This is a genomic window from Ancylobacter tetraedralis (assembly GCF_014195655.1).
Classification (GTDB): domain Bacteria; phylum Pseudomonadota; class Alphaproteobacteria; order Rhizobiales; family Xanthobacteraceae; genus Ancylobacter; species Ancylobacter tetraedralis.
The window spans coordinates 450,544-468,938 of the sequence record NZ_JACICD010000004.1; the positions used below are offsets into that span (position 1 = coordinate 450,544).

Here is an 18,395-nt window from a genome sequence, read left to right on the forward strand (position 1 = left end):
GCTCATTCGGGCGGGGCGAGGCGCAGCAGGCGGCCCTGCGCGCTGTCGGTCAGCAGCCACAGCGCGCCGTCCGGCCCCTGGCGAACGTCGCGGATGCGCTCCTTCAGTTCGGTGAGGAGGGCTTCCTCCTCGACGACCTCGCTGCCCGCGGCGTCGAGCTTCAGCCGCACCAGCCGCCCGCCGGCCAGCGCGCCGACGAACAGGTTTCCCTTCCAGGCGGGCATGAGATCGCCGGTATAGAGGGCCAGCCCCGAGGGGGCGATGGACGGATCCCAGTATTTCACCGGCTGCTCCATGCCCGGCTTCGCGGTGTCCTCGCCGATGGCGGCTCCGCCGTAGTCGCGCCCGTAGGAGATGACCGGCCAGCCGTAATTCTTGCCGGCTTCGGGATGGTTGAGTTCGTCGCCGCCGCGCGCGCCGTGCTCCACGGTCCAGAGCCGGCCGGTCACGGGATCCAGCGCCGCGCCCTGGATATTGCGATGTCCGTAGCTCCAGATTTCCGGTCGGGCGCTGCCCGCCGCGCGGAACGGATTGTTCGCCGGCACCGTGCCGTCCGGCAGGATGCGCACGATCTTGCCAAGATGGGTGGAGAGGTCCTGCGCCTTGTCGCGTAGCGAGAAGCGGTCGCCCAGCGTCACGAACAGTGCACCGTCGCGGTCGAACACGAGGCGCGCGCCGTAATGGCTCGCACCGCCGGCCGAGGGCTGCTGGCGGAAGATGATGTCGACCTTGTCGAGCCGCGCGGTGCCAGCCTCCTCGACCAGCCGCGCACGCGCCACATTGGTGCCGGATATGCCTTCGCGCGGCTCGGCATAGGCGAAGAAGACGAGGCGGCTGCTCTCGAAATCCGGCGCGAGCGCAATGTCGAGCAGCCCGCCCTGGCCGCGCGCGAAGACCGGCGGCAGGCCATCCACCGGTGCCGAGACGGTGCCGTTGCGGCTGACGATGCGCAACCGGCCCGGCCGCTCGCTCACCAGCATCCGCCCGTCCGGCAGGAAGGCGAGGCTCCAGGGGTTTTCAAGTCCCGTGGCGACGGTTTCCACGGCAAGCGCGCCGGCGGAGGAAGGGACACTCAGCGCGTCCTGGGCGTCGGCCGGCTCCGCTACCAGACATAGCGCGATCATGCACCCGGCGATGAAAGACGTGTCGGCGGCGAAGGACCTGTGGGCGGCGAAGGACCTGTCGGCGAGGCGAGGCTTGAACGTCATCGTCGGTGGCGCTCCGTGCTCATCATGTCGGGGCGCATGGTTAGAGCAGATCGGCGCGCTGACCAACAGCGGCGCCCGGCGTCGCGCTCACCCCTGACGGCTGCGCGGCCCATCCGCGGCGTTGAGCGTGCTGCGCAGCATGAAGCTGGTCAGGCCGCACAGGCCCACGAACAGCGCGAGCAAAACCGCGCCCATGGCGATGCGGCCATCATCGCTCGGCAGGCCGGAAAGCTCCAGCGCCGAGGCCCGTTGCAGGCCGAACATGCACAGCACAGCGACAATGGCGAAGGTGAGGGAGAGAACCACGCCCGCCTCCATCAGCGCGCGGCTGACGCGGCGGCCGGCCGTGTGGCGCGGCTTGCTGCCCGGATGGGCGGCAAAGGCAGAGGTGGCGGAAGCCGAGACGGTTGTCGCGGCGATGTCTGTCGTCATCCGGCGCGTCATGGCGAACCCCTTTCCCGTCGGTATCTGCGTGGTGCATCCGACAGGACCCAACTTCGCCGCGGAACCCGGCCCGGCTCCGGCGCGACTTTGCTGGTCCCGGTATCATTTCGGGGCCATTTCGGGGCAAATAGTTAAATGTTGCTAACCATTTGCCGGGCTGTCGCGGGTCGCCATCCGATATCGACATGGCCCGGCGCGGCGGCGACCCGGGCGAGCCAGGCGTTGAGCGCGGGGAAGGTGGCGAGATCGAACTCGCCTTCGCCCGCCACATGGGTATGGGCGTACAGCGCGATGTCGGCAATGCTCAGCCGATCGTCGACGAAGAAGGGCCGGCGCGCGAGGTGTCGCTCCATGATGCGCAGGGCGCCATAGCCTTCCTCCATCCAGCGGTCGACATCGTGCGTGCGCAATTCGCGACCCCCGCGCACCAGCTTCAGCCAGAATCGCGCGGCGGCGATGGCGGGCTCGTGGCTGTGCTGCTCGAAGAACATCCAGCGCAGCACTTCCGCGCGCGAGAACGCCTCGGCCGGCAGGAGAGGCGTGCCTTCCGCCAGATGGAACAGGATGGCATTGGATTCGGCGAGGAAGCGCCCGCCCGGCAGTTCCAGCAGGGGAACGCGGCCTTCGGGATTCTTCATCAGGAAATCGGGGGTGCGATTCTCCCCGCGCAGCACGTCGACATCGACAAGCTGGAACGGGCGCCCCAGCTTCGCCAGCAGCAGCCGGACCTTGTAGCTATTGCCGGAACTCTGCATGGAGTGGAGTTTCAGCACGCGCAAATTCCCGGCAGAATCGCAAAAAGAAGTATCGGCGGCAGCCTATCGTGTCGCTCTGCCACCCCGCAGGTGGGGAAACGCTTGCCGGCACGCAAGGGCTCGACTAGTTGTCGCGCGCAAAACACCTCAAGGGAGTTCGGCCATGAGCCTGATATCCGCCGCCCTGAAGCGCATCAACCCGTCGCAGACCATCGCCATTTCCAACAAGGCGCGGGAGCTGAAAGCGGCTGGGCGTGACGTCATCGCGCTGGCGGCCGGCGAACCCGACTTCGAGACCCCGGACAACATCAAGGAAGCCGCGATCAAGGCGATCCGCGATGGCCAGACCCGCTATACCGCGGTGGATGGAATCCCCGAGCTGAAGGCGGCCATCGTCGCCAAGTTCAAGCGCGAGAACGGCCTCACCTACAAGCCCAGCCAGATCACGGTCGGCACGGGCGGCAAGCAGGTGCTGTTCAACGCGCTGGTCGCCACCCTGGACGCCGGCGACGAGGTCATCATCCCCGCGCCCTACTGGGTGTCCTACCCGGATATCGTGCAGTTCGCCGGCGGCACCCCGGTGGCGATCGAGACCCGGCTCGAGGACAATTTCAAGCTGAAGCCGGAAGCGCTGGAAGCGGCGATCACCCCGAAGACCAAGTGGCTGATCTTCAACTCGCCGTCGAACCCGACCGGCTCGGCCTATAACCGGACGGAGATGAAGGCGCTCACCGATGTTCTGGTGAAGTATCCGCATGTATGGATTCTCACCGACGACATGTACGAGCATCTCGTCTATGACGATTTCGAGTTCGTCACTCCGGCGCAGGTCGAGCCCTCCTTGTATGATCGCACGCTGACCATGAACGGCGTTTCCAAGGCCTATTGCATGACCGGCTGGCGCATCGGCTATGCGGCGGGCCCGGAAGAGCTGATCAAGGCCATCGGCACGCTGCAGTCGCAGTCGACGTCGAACCCCAACTCCATCGCCCAGTGGGCGGCGGTCGAGGCGCTGAACGGTCCGCAGGACTTCATTGCCGCGAACAACAAGGTGTTCAAGGAGCGCCGCGACCTCGTGGTCTCCATGCTCAACCAGGCCAACGGGCTGACCTGCCCGAAGCCGGAAGGGGCGTTCTATGTGTACCCCTCCTGCGCCGGCGTCATCGGAAAGAAGACATCTTCGGGCAAGGTGATCGACAACGACGAGACATTTGCCAGCGAACTTCTGGAAGCGGAAGGCGTTGCAGTGGTGCATGGTTCCGCTTTCGGGCTTGGCCCGGCGTTCCGCATTTCCTATGCGACCGCCACCAAGGACCTGGAGGAGGCGTGCCTGCGCATCCAACGCTTCTGCGGCTCGCTGCGCTGAGTTTACCTGAGACAGCCGACCGGGCGGCGCGCCCCGGTCGGTGCCGCTGCATGGCGGTGGGGCGCCGGTTCCCGAGAGCCGGTTCATGCGCATTGTGGAGATTGACCAATGATCCGTACTGTTCTGTCGCGCGGCCTTCTCGCGGCCTCCCTCGCTGCCGGCTTCACCGGTCTCGTCGCGGCTCCGGCCTCGGCCCAGAGCCCGAGCCGCGTTCAGGTCGGCGTGCTCGAGTGCAACGGCTCGAAGTCGGTGAGCTTCATCATCGGTTCCAAGCGCACGCTGGAATGCACCTTCCGTGCCCCCAAGGGCAAGAAGTTCAGCTATGAGGGCAGCATCCGCCGCTGGGGCCTCGATATCGGCGTGACCGGCCGCAACACGCTGGTGTGGAGCGTTCTGGCGCCGTCGCGCGGCGTGGTCGGGCGTGACCTCGATGGCACCTATGTCGGCGTGGCCGGCAGCGTCGCCCTCGGCGTGGGCGTGGCGGGCAACGTGCTCGTCGGCGGTTCCAACAAGACCATCGCCCTGCAGCCCGTCAGCGTCGAAGGCCAGACCGGCGTGAACCTCGCCGTCGGCGTGGGCGATCTGCGCCTCACCTCCAAGTGAGCGGGTGCAAGTGAGCTCGCGCTTCTGAGCGCGTGCAGACAAGGCAGCGGGCGCGGCCGGTTTTCCCGGCCCGCACGCGGCTCCACGGCATCGAAAGGCCCGGCCTCGCGCCGGGCCTTTTTGCATCGCGCACGCTCAGTTGATCGCGGGCGATGAAATAATCCGGCGCGACGTCGCGTATTCTCTCTATCGATCATCCGAGGGAGATCCCGATGCATATCCGTCGCCGGCAGTCCTGGGAGTTGCCGGAATCCGCCGCAACTCCCGAATCCGTCTATCTGTCCCGTCGCCATCTGATGGGGGCGGGCGTGGGCCTGCTGGCCGCGGCCGGTCTTGGTGCTGCCGGTGCCCTTGCGCCCGCGCAAGCCGCCACCGCGCCCGGCGATCCGGCGAACGACCCGACCCGGGATCTCTATCCCGCCAAGGCCAACCCCGCCTTCGCCTCCGGCGGCCGGCCGGTCACGCCGGAAGACATCACCGCGAACTACAATAATTTCTACGAATTCGGCTCCGACCGCACCAACTACCAGTGCGCGGAAGCCGCCTCCCGCATGCCGCGCCGGCCGTGGACGGTGAAGATCGATGGGCTGGTCGAGCAGCCGCGCGAGGTCGGGATCGACGACATCATCCGCGCCATGCCGCTGGAAGAGCGCGTCTATCGCCATCGCTGCGTCGAGGCGTGGTCGATGGTGATTCCGTGGACCGGCTTCCCGGTGCGCGAACTGGTCGCCTGGGCCAAGCCTCTGTCTGGCGCCAAATATATCCGCATGGAAACCTTCGTGAATCCGAAGGTTGCGCCGGCTCAGAACCGCTTCATCTACCCCTGGCCCTATGTGGACGGGTTGACCATGGCGGAGGCGACCAACGATCTCGCCTTCTTCGTCACCGGCGCCTATGGCCAGCCGGCGCTGAACCAGTTCGGCGCGCCGCTGCGCCTCGCCGTTCCGTGGAAATACGGCTTCAAGTCGGTGAAGTCGATCGTGCGCATCTCCTTCGTGGCGGAGCGCCCCGTCGGGTTGTGGGAACAGGTGCAGGGGCGTGAATACGGCTTCTGGGCCAATGTGAACCCGGCCGTGCCGCACCCCCGTTGGAGCCAGGCCACCGAGCGCGACATCGGCACCGGCGAGCGGCGGCCCACGCTCATCTATAATGGCTATGGCGAGCAGGTGGCCGGGCTCTATGCCGGCCTCGGCAACGAGAAACTGTTCATGTGAACGCCGGCGCGGCGCTGCGCTGCGCGGCGGGCACCTCAGAATGTGCCCGTCATGAGGTGGAAGGCCGGGCGACCGTCGCGCTGCGCGTAGGCGGTCGTCTCGATGTTGCGGAGGTTCTTCGCCTCCAGCAGCGAGCGGTAGCCCGCAGTATCGGCGTCGTTCCAATAGGCGAGCGCCACCTGATCGCAGGCGCAGGCCTCGCGCGTGATCTCCGCGGGGTCGAGCACATAGCGCACGCGGTTCTCGGTGAGCAGCGCGAACGACATGAAGAACCCCCATTCGGGAAACACATAGAGGGTGGGTGGCCGCTCGCGCGCATTCTGTGCCAGCCGGGTCAGCGCGTCGGACTGTTTCCGCACGCCGCCGGTTTCCGCCAGTTCCCGGTGAAAGCCGACGGACTGGCCGACATTCACCGCAAGCAGCGCGAGCGCGGCCATGGCCGATACCGCCAGGAACCGCCGGTCGCGGGCGAGGTCGCCCACCGTGACCGCCAGCAGCAGGTAGCCCAGGGGCACCAGCACGCTGTAATGGTGCACCCACAGGCGGCTGCCGAGCAGGGTGGCGCAGATGAGGTAGGAGACCGGCAGCAGCACGATGAGCCGATGCGGCGGCGTCCAGCGCAGGCGGAGCAGGGCGAGGACGAGAATCCCCGCGAAGAGCGCGAATTTGAGCTCTCCCCATGGGCTGCCGAGGGCCTCGCTGAAGATCATCGCTTCGTTGCCGCCATTGGTGATGGCAAGGCGCGTCAGGGCGAACGCGCCCTCGATCCGCTCCCAAAGCGATTCCGGGGCGGAAAGCGGGGCGGCGCCGCTAAATCGGCTGGTGAGGTCCCGCATGCCCGACGAGACGCCGCCGATGGCGCGGAACAGGAAGACATAGCCCAGCACATAGGGCAGGAGGCCGAGCGCCACTCCGCCCGCCCAAAGCCGGACAGGACGCCGCGGCTGCGCCAGCACCAGAACGATCATCGCCGGCAGGAAGAAGGCGAGGACGAAATAGCCGTAGAGCGCCAGCCCGAAGAACAGGCCGGAAAGCAGCGGCCCGGCCCGATGGCGCGACCAGAGCGCCAGCAGGCTCGCGAACAGCCAGGCTTCGCCGCCGAGCACGATGTAGAACTGGGTGCGGAACGAGGCGAGGAAGGCGATGTCGGTGGCCAGCAGCGCCGCCGCGAGGAGCGCGACAAGGCGGTTCTGCGTCACCCGGACGGCAAGGAAGTATAACAGCAGAACGATCGCCGCGCCGAACAGTGACTGGGCGATGCGGATCGAGAGGAGCGAAATGCCGAGCAGCCAGAATACCGGCAGGTCGACATAATAGTTCTGCACCCCGTGATAGAGCGAGCCGAGCAGGATCGGGCCCTTTGCCGGCAGGATCCAGACGGCGTTGGGCAGGGCGCGATTGAAGAATCGGGCGGCGAGATAATCCGGGTTGATGCCGTCCATGTAGAGGCCGGGCAGATCCGCCTGCCACAGCGCTCCGGCCCAGAACAGCACCATGAGCAGGGCGACGGCGTATTTGTCGTGCACGGCCCGCATCATGCCAGCCCCCCGACCTGCCACTCTGCGAGCGGCATGGCCCATCCCCCGCGCAGTGTGAGGCCAATGGGATGCAATGCCAATGGCGGAATGCGGCGAGCGTCGGCGGCCTGCGTCGGCGGCTTGCGGTGACGGCGGGGGAAAAATGGGGAGAAGGCAAAAAAAAGCCGGGCTCGAAAGAGCCCGGCTAAGTATCGCCGCCTGAGCGGCGAACCTTCCAGAGGGGAACAGCCGAAGCAGATGCATCGGTGTCGTCCTGAATATGCTCAATGCGCGGGCAACTTGCAATAATTTATGCCTGCATACCAGGCATGCGCAATTGAAGTGGCTAGTGGCGCGCAATACGGACCGAAACGGTCGTTCTGGAAAGAATAATAGAATTAAAATGTCGTGCTTCCATCCTGCGACCGCTGCAATACGGCTTGCATGTAGCGTGAATCCAAAGCTTCATGTGTCTGGAACAGGCTTTGGGCATTCGGATGAATGCCTAAAATTCATGCTCCGCTCTGTCGGCACGAGCGCGCGGCGCCTGACGTAAGCGCCGCCGGCCGCATCCCAAGAGGGACGCGGCTCGGGTCGGATCGATCGTTCGCGGTTTGGTCGGTCGGCGGCGGGGAGGGGCGGGCGCTCAGAAATTCCAGCGCTGCGCCTTGGCGACGAGGAAGTCGCGGAATACCTGGATGCGCGCCACCGAGCGCATTTCCTGCGGATAGACGAAATAGGCTTCCAGCGTCGGCGTGGTGCGCTCGGCGAAGAGTTGCACCAGCGTGGCGGAATCCTCCAGCAGATAGTCCGGCACGATGCCGATGCCGACGCCGCGCTCCACCGCGCGCTTGAGGCCGAGCACGTTGTTGACCGACAGGGCCGGGATGCGGCCTTCCTGCCCGTCCTCGATGCCCGCCCGCTCCAGCCAGTTCAGCGCCTGGAAATAGGAGGGGATGGGGCCGCCGAGCAGGATGATGCGGTGCTTTTCCAATTCGTCCAGCGTGCGCGGATGGCCGTTGCGCTTGAGATATTCGGCCGAGGCGAAGGCGTGGAAATGCACGGTGAACAGCTTGCGCTGGATCAGGTCCGGCTGCACCGGCTGGCGTAGGCGGATGGCGACGTCCGCCTCGCGCATGGCAAGGTCCAGTTCGTCGTCGGTCAGGATCAGCGTGATGCGGATATCGGGGTAGAGTTCGAGGAACTCGCCGATGCGCGCCGTCAGCCAGTGGGTGCCGAGGCCCATCGTGGTGGTGACGCGCAGCTCGCCATTCGGCTTCTCGCGCGAGTCGGTGAGCTTGGCGCGCGCGGCCTCCAGCTTCATGAAGACTTCGTGCGCGGTGCGGTAGAGCAGGTCGCCCTGCTCGGTCAGGATCAGCCCGCGCGCGTGGCGGTGGAATAGCGGGATGTTGAGTTCCTGCTCCAGCGCCGAAACCTGCCGGCTCACCGCCGATTGCGAGAGGCCGAGCGCTTCACCCGCATGGGTGAAGGAGCCGGCTTCCGCCGCCACGTGGAAAACCTTGAGCTTGTCCCAATCCATGTCGCGTGCCCGGTTCGCCTTGTTTTCCATCCGCCCGGGTTCCCGCTTCACTCGGCTGCTTCGGCCAGCGGCTCACGCGCCGCGAGAAATCGTTCGACTTCGAGGGCCGCCATGCAGCCCATGCCCGCCGCCGTCACCGCCTGTCGGAACACATCGTCCGCCACGTCGCCGGCGGCGAACACGCCCTCGACCGAGGTCTGCGTCGAATCGGGCGCCGTCCACACATAGCCCGACGGCTTGAGCTTGAGCTGGCCCGCCACCAGGTCGGTGGCCGGGGCGTGGCCGATGGCGATGAACACGCCGTCCGCGGCCCGCTCGTGCAGCGCGCCGGTGACGACGTCCTTCAGCACCACGCCGGTCACATGCGGCGGCTCGTCCTCGCCCTTCACCTCGTGCAGAGCGGCGTTCCACACCACCTCCACCTTGGGATGGGCGAAGAGCCGCTCCTGCAGGATGCGCTCGGCGCGGAAACTGTCGCGGCGGTGCACCACCGTGACCTTGGAGGCGAAATTGGTGAGGAACAGCGCCTCCTCGACGGCGGTGTTGCCGCCGCCGACCACGATCACCTGCCGGCCGCGGTAGAAGAAACCGTCGCAGGTGGCGCAGGCGGAGACGCCGTGGCCGCGATAGGCCTGCTCGGAGGGCAGGTCCAGCCAGCGGGCCTGCGCGCCGGTGGAAAGAATGACCGTCTCGGCAATCCACACCTGCCCGGAATCGGTCTCCAGACGGAAGGGGCGGCGCGAGAAATCGGCCTTGGTCACGATGTCGGAGACGATGCGCGTGCCCATCTTTTCCGCCTGGGCCTGCATCTGCTCCATCAGCCACGGGCCCTGGATCGGATCGGCGAAGCCGGGATAGTTCTCAACATCGGTGGTGATGGTGAGCTGGCCGCCCGGCTGGATGCCCTGGATCAGCACCGGCTCCAGCATGGCGCGCGCGGCATAGACCGCCGCCGTGTAGCCGGCGGGCCCGGAGCCGATGATCAACACCTTCACATGGTTGGTGCCCGGGGTGGAAGCCGGACGGGTGGCCGACGACATGCTGCTCTCGCTCTAAAGGCGGCAGCGGCGCGCGGCCGTTGCCCGAATGGGATAACGCGACCCGGATGGGATAACGCGACATGGTGACTCATGCGCCCGTCGCAAGGCGGGCCCAAGGCAGCCATGCGAAAATGTAGGAGCTGCCACGCTGCACTGCAAGGGCACTGCTGAAGATGACGTTTCGACCGACCAGTTTTCCAGAGGGAAGATTGCGCAGGAGCCGCGCGCAAGATAATTGCTCTGCGCGGCTTCTCGTCTATTTTGCAGCTGCGAAGGGCGCGCCGTCTCGGCCGCCGCAAACGGAGATGTCGCGTGCCCCGCCGAATTGACGCGATCGACTGGAACATTCTTCGCGAGCTTCAGGATGACGGGCGTATCACCAATGTCGAGCTGTCCCAGCGCGTCGGCATTTCCGCGCCTCCCTGCCTGCGCCGCGTGCGCTCGCTGGAAGAGGAAGGCATCATCAAGAGCTATCGCGGCCTGCTGGATGAGAAGAAGCTCGGCTTCGACCTGATGGCCTTCGCCATGGTGCATCTGGTCAGCCAGGCCGAGGGCGACCTCAACGCCTTCGCCGCGCAGGTCGGACGCTGGCCGCTGGTGCGCTCCTGCTGGATGCTGTCGGGCGAAACCGATTTCATCCTGCTCTGTGTTGCGCCGGACCTGCGGACCTTTCAGAACTTCGTGCTGGAACTGACAGGCGCGCCGAACGTGCGCAACGTGAAGACCGCCCTCACGCTCCAGCAGACCAAGGATGCGGCCGTGGTGCCGATGGAGGGCGTTTCCCCATGATCGTGGCCACCGCGACCGATTCCGGCTACGTCGAGCTGACGGCCGTCATGTTGGCTTCGCTCGCGGCGAATGCGCGGGACGACTACACGAAGGTCTATGTCTTCGGCGACCGCCTCACCGCGGCGGAGAAGGCGGCGCTGCGGGCGAGCTATCCTCTCGACAATCTGGTGATGATCGACCTGACGGAGGAGGACATGCGCTACCTCGCCGGCATGCCGATCTCCCTGCATGTGTCGCGCACCACCTATGCCCGCTTCCTCATGCCGTTCAAGGTCGATCCGGGCGAAACGCGGCTGCTCTATATCGATTGCGACGCCATCGTGAACGACAGCCTCAGGCCGCTGCGCGACATCGACATGCAGGGCCTTGCCGTCGGGGCCGTTCACGACGATGCCCGCCGCCGCGAGAACCGCCATTTCGAGCGCAACCTCGCCATCGGCCTGCCGCCGGACACCAATTATTTCAACGCCGGCATCCTTCTCATCGACCTCGTGAGATGGCGCGAGGAGAAGCTTACCGAACGGGCCTCGCAATTCGCCGCCGAGCACCCGAACCTGCCGGTGCTGGACCAGGATGCGCTGAACGGCGCGCTGAGCGGCCAGTGGCTGGTGCTGGACGAGCGCTGGAACCTCCACCGCCGGCTGGAGAAGGGGCACTACAAGGGCCCGCCGGTCGATTGGGCGGGCGCGGGCATCATCCACTATATCGGCCAGATCAAGCCGAACCACGCCGATTCGCTGCACCCCGCGCGCGACATCTTCCTCGCGCACCGCACGAACACGGCCTATGCCGGCGCGACCATGAAGGGCAAGCTCGATCGCAAGATCGAGAAGCGGGTGCGCAAGATCAAGCGGCTGGTGGCGCGCGTGCGCCGGCTGTTTTCGCCTGCCGCGGCCTGAGGGATTCCGGGCGGCGCCACATGAAACGCGTTTTGGTCCTGCGCGATGCCAAGCCCGGCCATTTCCATCAGGCCGAGGGGCTGGCGCTCGCCATTGCCCGGCTCACTCCGGTCGAGGTCGCGCGGCTTGAGGTGCGCCCGGCGCGCTTCGCCAGCAGCGACATGCGCAAGCTGGTCATGCGCCGTTTCGGCCGCGATGCGCGCTTCTGGCTGAGGTGGATGTACGGCATCGATCTCGACGCGCTGGCGCGGCCGGATGTCATCGTCGCCTCGGGCTGGCCCACCATCGCCGCCGGCCTGCTGCTGTCGCGCCATTTCCGCGTGCCGTTCATCTTTGCCGGGCCTCTCGACGGCTACGAGCCCGGTCCGCTCACACTCAGTCTCGTCGCCTCGCCGCGGCAGGCGGGTGATCCCGGCGCCGCCTATGCGCCGATCCCTTCCACCATCGATCGCGACGCCTATGGTGCCCCGCGCCTGCTGCGCCGGCCGGAGGACCTCAAGGGGGCCGCGCTCGCGCTGCTGATCGGCGGCTCGGCCTATCGGCGCGAATTCCCGGCGGACGAGTGGGAGGCGCTGCTGGCCTTCGTGCCGGCGCTGGCGGCGCGCTACGGCGTGCGCTGGCGCATCGCCAATTCCCGCCGCACGCCCGACGCGGTCTCCGATCGCTTGAAGGCGCTGGCGCTGGCGGGTGCGCTGGAGTTCCTCGACTATCGCGATGCCGGCGCGGGCTCGGTGCGGGATCTGTTCGGGGCGGACGCGGTGGTCGTGACCGAGGATTCCATGAGCATGCTGGCCGAGGGGCTGGCCGCCGGCCGGCCGGTCATTGCCCTCAAGTCGCGGGTCGTGCACAAGCACTACGCCAATGAGGTCATCGCCGGCATGGCCGGTCCGCACCTCGCCATTCTGCCGATGGCCACCGTCACGCCCGATCTCTTCGCCGCGACGCTCACGCGGCTCGTTCCGCCGCCCGAGAATGCGCGCGACGTGATTGCCCGTGCCATTGCCCCGATGCTTGGCCTCACCTTTCCGGAAACCGCGTCATGACGCTCGCCTTCGTCTGCATCAAATGGGGCGAGGCCTACCCGGCGGAGGATGTGAACATCCTCTACCAGGGTGTCGCCGACCATGTGAGCGAACCGTTCCGCTTCATCTGCCTGACCGACCGGCCGGACGGGCTGCGCCCCGAGGTGGAGGTCGCGGACCTGCCCGCCACCGGCGCGCTCGCGCTGCGCTGGCGCGGCTGCTGGCCGAAGCTGGGCATGTTCGCGCCGGGTATCCTCCGGGGCGTCGACCTCGCCGTCTATCTCGACCTCGATATCGTGATCCTGCGCTCGCTCGATCCGATCATCGCCCATGTGCGCGCGCGCCCCGGCCTGCATGTGCTGCGCGAATGGAACCCCAATGTGTGGGAACTGCTACCCGTCTCCATGCGGCCGGATCGCGGGGCGCAGAGTTCCATGGTCGCGTGGCGGCCGGGCGAGCAGGATCACCTGTATCTCGATGTCATGGCGAACCCGGACGCCGCCTATGCGCTGGTGAAGAACGACCAGCTCTATATCGGCATCAAGGCGCGCGATCGGCATTATTTCCCGCCCGGTTTCGCGGTCTCGTTCCGCCGCCACCTCGTGCCGCATTACCCGCTCAACCTGCTGTTCAAGCGGATCCGCAAGCCGGCGCGAGCGGCCGTGGTGGTGTTCCACGGCGCGCCCAAGCCGCTGGAAGTGGCCGAGGACGGGGCGGGCGCCTGGGGCACGCGCATGCGGCCCGGCTTCGGACCGGTGGACTGGGTGCGCGATTACTGGAAGCGCGGGCGGGACGGCGCGCGGGCGGCGCTGTCGCGGCAGGAACGGGGGCGGAGCGAGGACGAGCCGCCTCAGCCGCGCCAGATCTCCTCATAGACCGCGTTGATCTTCTCGGCCTCGCGCTCGATGGAGAACTCGGCGAGCACATGCGCGCGCGCCTCGCGACCCACCGCCTCGCGGGCCTCCTCATCCAGCCCCATCAGGCGATCGATCGCACGGGTGAGCGCGGCCTGATCGTCGACCGGCACGAGATGGCCGGTGACGCCCTCCCTCACCAGATCTGGCGCGGCGCCCGAGCGGGCGGCGACCACCGGCGTGCCGCTGGCCATGGCCTCGATGGGCACCAGCCCGAAGCCTTCCCAGCGCGCGGGAATGACGCCGATGGACAGGCAGCGAAACCAGTCCGGCATCTTGGCGATTGGCTGTTCGCCGAGGATGAGGATGCGCTCGGAGAGCCCGGCCTGCGCGATGCGCGCCTTGAGGCCGGCGAGGAAGGGCTGTTCCGTCGGCGTCGACAGGCCGATGACCACCGCGGTCCAGTCGGGATAGCGCGGCAGCAATTCGGCCATGGCCTCGACGAACAGGTCCTGCCCCTTCTGGTGCCGCACCCGGCCGAACACGCCGATGCCGTAGCGGCCGGGCAGCCCCGTGGCCTTCCAGGCCAGCGCGCGGTCAGGCGCGGGGTGGTAGCGCTGCGTGTCGACGCCGTGCATGACCACGGTGGCGGGCACGTCGAGATAGGAGGCCGCCTGTGGCGAGGTCGCGATGATCCGGTCCATCCGGGCGATGAGAAAGCGCAGGAACGGGCCATGGCGCTTCTGCGCGGCGGAGGTGAAGATGAGCTTCCACGGCTGGCGCAGCACATCGCGCAGCAGGATGCCGAACATCATTTCGGTGTCGCGCCGCGCGTGCCAGATGCGCCAGCGCCGCCCGTTCGGCCGCCGCCAGCTGCCCAGCCGGAACTGGCGCCAGCCCAGTTGCGGCACCTGATCGGGCAGGGGGCCGAGCGCGCGAATGGCAAGGTGCTTCGCCTGCGCCGGGACGACGCCGATCACGGTTGCGACCACGCCGGAAAAGCGCCGCTTGAAGCTGGGCGCCACCGCCTCGATGCCTTCCGGCCAGGCAGGGCCTTTATCCGGGTGCATGGCGGCTCGGCGGATGAGGGGGCAGGGACAGGGGGGCGGGCAGAGCGCCGCCCGCTCCAGGCGGCGCGGGCGGCGGGATTTCAGGCGAAGCGGACGCCGGCAATCTCATAGGAGCGGGCGCCCTTGGGCGTGACCACTTCCACCGAGGTGCCGCTCTTCTTGCCGATCAGCGCGCGCGCCAGCGGCGAGGAGATGGAGATGCGGCCGGCCTTGGCGTCGGCTTCCATGTCGCCGACGATCTGCCACACGCGCTCTTCCTCGGTGTCCTCGTCGATCAGCGTCACCGTGGCGCCGAACTTGACGACATCGCCGGTGAGCTTGCCCACATCGATGATCTCGGCGCGCGAGAGCTTGTCCTCAAGCTCGGCGATGCGCCCCTCATTGAGCGCCTGCTGTTCCTTGGCCGCGTGATATTCGGCGTTCTCGGAGAGGTCGCCATGCGCACGGGCTTCTGAAATGGCCTCGATGATACGCGGACGCTCGACTTGCTGGCGCTGCTTGAGCTCGCTCTCCAGCGCAGCATGGCCGCCGGCCGTCATCGGAACTTTTTCCATCGGTCTTTATCTGACCTCCCAAAAGCAAATGAAGCCCCCGCGGGGGTGCTCCGGGCCTTTAAGCCTCGAAGAACCGTCCGCGACAGGCTGATTTTTCTGTCGTTCCCGATCGCCGGAGCGCGCCGTGGGCGCGATCAATGGTGATCGGAGCTGAAGTAGTCCTGCAGCGCGCGCACTTCCAGATCGCCGCCAATATAGGCCTTGATCCCCCGAGCCGCTGCGATGGCTCCGGACAGCGTGGTGTAATACGGCACTTTGTGCAAGAGGGCGGCACGGCGGAGCGAACGCGAATCCGCGAGCGCCTGCGCGCCTTCCGTGGTGTTGAACACCAGCTGCACGCCGCCATTCTTGATCGCGTCGACGATATGCGGGCGGCCTTCCAGCACCTTGTTGATCTTCTCGGCCGTGACGCCGTTCTCCGCGAGATAGCGCTGCGTGCCCGAGGTCGCCATCACCTTGAAGCCCAGCGAGACCAGCAGCCGCGCGGTGTCGAGAATGCGCGCCTTGTCCTCGTCGCGCACCGAGATGAACACCGTGCCCGAGGTCGGCACCTTGGTGCCCCCGCCCAGCTGGCTCTTGGCGAAGGCGACCGCGAAGGACTTGTCGAGGCCCATCACCTCTCCGGTGGAGCGCATTTCCGGGCCGAGCACGGTGTCGACGCCGGGGAAGCGGGCGAAGGGGAACACCGCCTCCTTCACCGCCACATGGTCGCCGGTGAAGGGGGTGAGGCCGAAGCTCGCGAGCTTCTCGCCGGCCATGATTCGGGCGGCGATCTTGGCGATCGGCTGGCCGACCACCTTGGCGACGAAGGGCACGGTGCGCGACGCGCGGGGGTTCACCTCCAGCACGTAGATGCGGCCGTCCTTGATGGCGTATTGCACGTTCATCAGGCCGCCGACCTGCAGCGCCAGCGCGAGCTTGCGGGTCTGCGCCTCCAGTTCGCCGATCATCTGCGGGCTCAGCGAATAGGGCGGCAGCGAGCAGGCGCTGTCACCCGAATGGATGCCGGCCTCCTCGATGTGCTCCATGATGCCGCAGACGAACGTGTCCGTGCCATCGGCGAGACAGTCGACATCCACCTCGATGGCGTCCGAGAGATAGCGGTCGAACAGCAGCGGGTTCTTGCCGAGCAGCGTGTTGATCTGGCCGGTCTTGTCGTTGGGGTAGCGCGCCTTGATGTCGTTCGGCACCAGCTCGGGCAAAGTGCCGAGCAGGTAGTCGCCGAGCTGGCTTTCCTCGCGGATGATCTGCATCGCGCGGCCGCCCAGCACATAGGAGGGGCGCACCACCATGGGGTAGCCGAGATCGGCGGTGATGAGCCGTGCCTGCTCCACCGAATAGGCGATGCCGTTGGCCGGCTGGCGCAGCTTCAGCTTGTCGAGCAGCGTCTTGAAGCGGTCGCGGTCCTCGGCGAGGTCGATGGCATCGGGCGAGGTGCCGAGGATCGGGATCTCGGCCTCTTCCAGCGCCCGGGCGAGCTTCAGCGGGGTCTGGCCGCCGAACTGCACGATGACGCCGTGCAGAGTGCCGGCGGTCTTCTCGCGCTCCAGGATCTCCAGCACGTCCTCGGCGGTCAGCGGCTCGAAATAGAGCCGGTCCGAGGTGTCGTAGTCGGTCGACACCGTTTCCGGGTTGCAGTTGACCATGATGGTCTCGTACCCGGCATCCTTCAGCGCGAAGGCGGCATGGCAGCAGCAATAATCGAACTCGATGCCCTGGCCGATGCGGTTCGGCCCGCCGCCGAGGATGACGATCTTCTTCGCATCGGTGGGGCGCGATTCGTCCGCGGGCACGCCGGCGAAGGGCGTCTCGTAGGACGAGTACATATAGGCGGTCGGCGCGGCGAACTCGGCGGCGCAGGTGTCGATGCGCTTGTAGACCGGGCGCACGTCGAGCGCGCGGCGGCGGGACGAGACGTCTTCCTCGGTGAGGCGGGCGAGGCCGGCGAGGCGCTGGTCGGAAAAGCCCATGGCCTTCAGCCGGCGGAAGGCGCCGGCGGTCCTGGGCAGGCCGTGCGCGCGTACCTTGGCCTCGGTGTCGACAATCTCGCGGATCTGGTCGAGGAACCACGGGTCGATCTTGCAGCCGGCGTGAATGGTCTCGTTGCTCAGCCCGAGCCGCATGGCCTGCGCCACCTGCAGCAGGCGGTTCGGCGTCGGCGTGCCGATGGCGGCGCGAATGGCGTTCTTGTCGTCGCCGAGGCCCAGACCCTCGATCTCGATCTCGTCGAGGCCGGTGAGCCCGGTTTCCAGCGAGCGCAGCGCCTTCTGCAGGCTTTCCTGGAAGGTGCGGCCGATCGCCATGGCCTCGCCGACCGACTTCATTGACGTCGTCAGCACCGGGTCGGCGCCGGGGAACTTCTCGAAGGCGAAGCGGGGGATCTTGGTGACGACATAGTCGATGGTCGGCTCGAACGAGGCCGGGGTAGCGCCGCCGGTAATGTCGTTGGCGATCTCGTCCAGCGTGTAGCCGACGGCAAGGCGCGCGGCGACCTTGGCGATGGGAAAGCCCGTCGCCTTGGAGGCCAGCGCCGAGGAGCGCGACACGCGCGGGTTCATCTCGATGACGATCATCCGGCCCGTTTCCGGGTCGATGGCGAACTGCACGTTGGAGCCGCCGGTCTCCACCCCGATCTCGCGCAGCACCGCCAGCGAGGCGTCGCGCATGATCTGGTATTCCTTGTCGGTCAGCGTCAGCGCCGGCGCCACGGTGATCGAATCGCCGGTATGCACGCCCATCGGGTCGATGTTCTCGATGGAGCAGACGATGATGCAGTTGTCCGCCTTGTCGCGGACGACCTCCATCTCGTATTCCTTCCAGCCGAGCACGCTCTCCTCGACCAGAACCTCATTGGTGGGGGAGGCATCGATGCCGCGCTCGATGATCTCGATATATTCCGACTTGTTGTAGGCGATGCCGCCGCCCTGGCCGCCCATGGTGAAGGACGGCCGGATGATGGCCGGCAGGCCGATCTCGTCCAGCGCTTCCAGCGCCTGCGGCAGGGTCTTGATCTGGCGCGAGCGCGGCGTGTCGAGACCGATCTTGGTCATCGCGTCGCGGAACAGCTCGCGGTCCTCGGCCTTGTCGATCGCTTCCGCCGTGGCGCCGATCATCTCGACATTGAATTCGTCGAGCACGCCCATCTTGCGCAGCGACAGCGCGCAATTGAGCGCGGTCTGGCCGCCCATGGTGGGCAGCAGCGCGAAGCCGCCGGGCACCGCGTAGCGCTCCCTGGCGATGATCTTGGCGACGATCTCCGGGGTGATCGGCTCGATATAGGTGGCGTCGGCGAGATCCGGATCCGTCATGATGGTCGCCGGATTCGAATTCACCAGCACCACGCGGTAGCCCTCGGCCTTGAGGGTCTTGCACGCCTGGGTGCCGGAGTAATCGAACTCGCAGGCCTGGCCGATGACGATCGGCCCGGCGCCGATGATGAGGATGGTGGAAATATCTGTGCGTTTCGGCATCGGATCCCGTGCGGCTCGCGCAATTGTCCGGGCGCACGAAAAAGGACGCG

General features: G+C 67.0%; 16 protein-coding genes. 7 read left to right on the plus strand and 9 right to left on the minus strand.

What is annotated here, in order from left to right; translation table 11 throughout:
- Positions 1 to 2: 2 nt before the first annotated feature.
- The 3 genes from FHS55_RS13160 to FHS55_RS13170 all read right to left on the minus strand — a co-directional run bounded on the left by FHS55_RS13160 (position 3) and on the right by FHS55_RS13170 (position 2,425).
- Positions 3 to 1,124, minus strand: a complete 1,122-nt coding sequence (locus tag FHS55_RS13160) for a PQQ-dependent sugar dehydrogenase (protein ID WP_183190311.1) — start codon at positions 1,122 to 1,124, stop codon at positions 3 to 5.
- Positions 1,125 to 1,295: 171 nt separating this feature from the next.
- Positions 1,296 to 1,640, minus strand: a complete 345-nt coding sequence (locus tag FHS55_RS13165; RefSeq protein ID WP_246340107.1) for a hypothetical protein — start codon at positions 1,638 to 1,640, stop codon at positions 1,296 to 1,298.
- A gap of 143 nt (positions 1,641 to 1,783) precedes the next feature.
- Positions 1,784 to 2,425, minus strand: coding sequence for a glutathione S-transferase N-terminal domain-containing protein (locus FHS55_RS13170; protein WP_183190195.1), 642 nt, complete (start codon positions 2,423 to 2,425; stop codon positions 1,784 to 1,786).
- A gap of 145 nt (positions 2,426 to 2,570) precedes the next feature.
- Here FHS55_RS13170 and FHS55_RS13175 point away from each other — a divergent pair, with 145 nt between their 5' ends.
- From FHS55_RS13175 to msrP, 3 genes are all read left to right on the plus strand, one after another.
- Positions 2,571 to 3,773: a pyridoxal phosphate-dependent aminotransferase gene (locus tag FHS55_RS13175; RefSeq protein WP_183190196.1), complete on the plus strand. Its 1,203-nt coding sequence runs from the start codon at positions 2,571 to 2,573 to the stop codon at positions 3,771 to 3,773.
- A gap of 108 nt (positions 3,774 to 3,881) precedes the next feature.
- The gene (locus FHS55_RS13180; protein WP_183190197.1) at positions 3,882 to 4,376 is read left to right on the plus strand and encodes a DUF992 domain-containing protein; all 495 of its coding nucleotides are present in this window, start codon (positions 3,882 to 3,884) and stop codon (positions 4,374 to 4,376) included.
- A 212-nt stretch (positions 4,377 to 4,588) separates the two neighbouring features.
- Entirely contained in the window at positions 4,589 to 5,590 is a 1,002-nt protein-coding gene (gene msrP / locus FHS55_RS13185; protein WP_183190198.1) for a protein-methionine-sulfoxide reductase catalytic subunit MsrP, read from the plus strand.
- A 35-nt stretch (positions 5,591 to 5,625) separates the two neighbouring features.
- On the opposite strand, the gene FHS55_RS13190 is transcribed toward msrP, so the two are convergent.
- From FHS55_RS13190 to trxB, 3 genes are all read right to left on the minus strand, one after another.
- Positions 5,626 to 7,128 (minus strand): glycosyltransferase family 39 protein, encoded by a 1,503-nt coding sequence (locus FHS55_RS13190; protein ID WP_183190199.1) that lies wholly within the window; start codon positions 7,126 to 7,128, stop codon positions 5,626 to 5,628.
- Between the two features lie 625 nt (positions 7,129 to 7,753).
- Positions 7,754 to 8,647 carry a LysR family transcriptional regulator gene (locus tag FHS55_RS13195; RefSeq protein WP_183190312.1) on the minus strand — a complete coding sequence of 298 codons (894 nt, stop codon included), beginning with the start codon at positions 8,645 to 8,647 and terminating at the stop codon, positions 7,754 to 7,756.
- A 47-nt stretch (positions 8,648 to 8,694) separates the two neighbouring features.
- On the minus strand, positions 8,695 to 9,687 hold the full coding sequence (gene trxB / locus FHS55_RS13200) for a thioredoxin-disulfide reductase (RefSeq protein ID WP_183190200.1): 993 nt from the start codon (positions 9,685 to 9,687) through the stop codon (positions 8,695 to 8,697).
- Between the two features lie 312 nt (positions 9,688 to 9,999).
- Here trxB and FHS55_RS13205 point away from each other — a divergent pair, with 312 nt between their 5' ends.
- The 4 genes from FHS55_RS13205 to FHS55_RS13220 are packed head-to-tail and all read left to right on the plus strand — an operon-like array spanning position 10,000 to position 13,272.
- The gene (locus FHS55_RS13205) at positions 10,000 to 10,476 is read left to right on the plus strand and encodes a winged helix-turn-helix transcriptional regulator (RefSeq protein WP_183190201.1); all 477 of its coding nucleotides are present in this window, start codon (positions 10,000 to 10,002) and stop codon (positions 10,474 to 10,476) included.
- Positions 10,473 to 11,375, plus strand: coding sequence for a glycosyltransferase family 8 protein (locus FHS55_RS13210; RefSeq protein WP_183190202.1), 903 nt, complete (start codon positions 10,473 to 10,475; stop codon positions 11,373 to 11,375). The genes FHS55_RS13205 and FHS55_RS13210 overlap by 4 nt, the downstream gene beginning before the upstream one ends.
- Positions 11,376 to 11,395: 20 nt before the next feature.
- Positions 11,396 to 12,418 (plus strand): ELM1/GtrOC1 family putative glycosyltransferase, encoded by a 1,023-nt coding sequence (locus FHS55_RS13215; protein WP_183190203.1) that lies wholly within the window; start codon positions 11,396 to 11,398, stop codon positions 12,416 to 12,418.
- Entirely contained in the window at positions 12,415 to 13,272 is an 858-nt protein-coding gene (locus tag FHS55_RS13220) for a glycosyltransferase (protein WP_183190204.1), read from the plus strand. Before FHS55_RS13215 ends, FHS55_RS13220 begins: the two co-directional genes overlap by 4 nt.
- On the opposite strand, the gene FHS55_RS13225 is transcribed toward FHS55_RS13220, so the two are convergent.
- The 3 genes from FHS55_RS13225 to carB all read right to left on the minus strand — a co-directional run bounded on the left by FHS55_RS13225 (position 13,248) and on the right by carB (position 18,345).
- Positions 13,248 to 14,321 (minus strand): glycosyltransferase family 4 protein, encoded by a 1,074-nt coding sequence (locus FHS55_RS13225; RefSeq protein ID WP_183190205.1) that lies wholly within the window; start codon positions 14,319 to 14,321, stop codon positions 13,248 to 13,250. The two genes, FHS55_RS13220 and FHS55_RS13225, sit on opposite strands and share 25 nt — an antisense overlap.
- Before the next feature lie 80 nt (positions 14,322 to 14,401).
- A complete protein-coding gene (greA, locus tag FHS55_RS13230; RefSeq protein WP_183190206.1) occupies positions 14,402 to 14,875 on the minus strand; it encodes a transcription elongation factor GreA in 474 nt (157 codons plus the stop codon).
- A gap of 134 nt (positions 14,876 to 15,009) precedes the next feature.
- Positions 15,010 to 18,345: a carbamoyl-phosphate synthase large subunit gene (gene carB, locus FHS55_RS13235; RefSeq protein ID WP_183190207.1), complete on the minus strand. Its 3,336-nt coding sequence runs from the start codon at positions 18,343 to 18,345 to the stop codon at positions 15,010 to 15,012.
- Between the last annotated feature and the right edge of the window lie 50 nt (positions 18,346 to 18,395).

Excerpts from the sequence above, each read along its gene's own strand:
- FHS55_RS13160 (WP_183190311.1), bottom strand. The coding sequence starts at position 1,124 with ATGATCGCGCTATGTCTGGTAGCGGAGCCGGCCGACGCCCAGGACGCG.
- FHS55_RS13165 (WP_246340107.1), bottom strand. The coding sequence starts at position 1,640 with ATGACGACAGACATCGCCGCGACAACCGTCTCGGCTTCCGCCACCTCT.
- FHS55_RS13175 (WP_183190196.1), top strand. The coding sequence starts at position 2,571 with ATGAGCCTGATATCCGCCGCCCTGAAGCGCATCAACCCGTCGCAGACC.
- FHS55_RS13180 (WP_183190197.1), top strand. The coding sequence starts at position 3,882 with ATGATCCGTACTGTTCTGTCGCGCGGCCTTCTCGCGGCCTCCCTCGCT.
- msrP (WP_183190198.1), top strand. The coding sequence starts at position 4,589 with ATGCATATCCGTCGCCGGCAGTCCTGGGAGTTGCCGGAATCCGCCGCA.
- FHS55_RS13190 (WP_183190199.1), bottom strand. The coding sequence starts at position 7,128 with ATGATGCGGGCCGTGCACGACAAATACGCCGTCGCCCTGCTCATGGTG.
- FHS55_RS13195 (WP_183190312.1), bottom strand. The coding sequence starts at position 8,647 with ATGGATTGGGACAAGCTCAAGGTTTTCCACGTGGCGGCGGAAGCCGGC.
- trxB (WP_183190200.1), bottom strand. The coding sequence starts at position 9,687 with ATGTCGTCGGCCACCCGTCCGGCTTCCACCCCGGGCACCAACCATGTG.
- FHS55_RS13210 (WP_183190202.1), top strand. The coding sequence starts at position 10,473 with ATGATCGTGGCCACCGCGACCGATTCCGGCTACGTCGAGCTGACGGCC.
- FHS55_RS13215 (WP_183190203.1), top strand. The coding sequence starts at position 11,396 with ATGAAACGCGTTTTGGTCCTGCGCGATGCCAAGCCCGGCCATTTCCAT.
- FHS55_RS13220 (WP_183190204.1), top strand. The coding sequence starts at position 12,415 with ATGACGCTCGCCTTCGTCTGCATCAAATGGGGCGAGGCCTACCCGGCG.
- FHS55_RS13225 (WP_183190205.1), bottom strand. The coding sequence starts at position 14,321 with ATGCACCCGGATAAAGGCCCTGCCTGGCCGGAAGGCATCGAGGCGGTG.
- greA (WP_183190206.1), bottom strand. The coding sequence starts at position 14,875 with ATGGAAAAAGTTCCGATGACGGCCGGCGGCCATGCTGCGCTGGAGAGC.
- carB (WP_183190207.1), bottom strand. The coding sequence starts at position 18,345 with ATGCCGAAACGCACAGATATTTCCACCATCCTCATCATCGGCGCCGGG.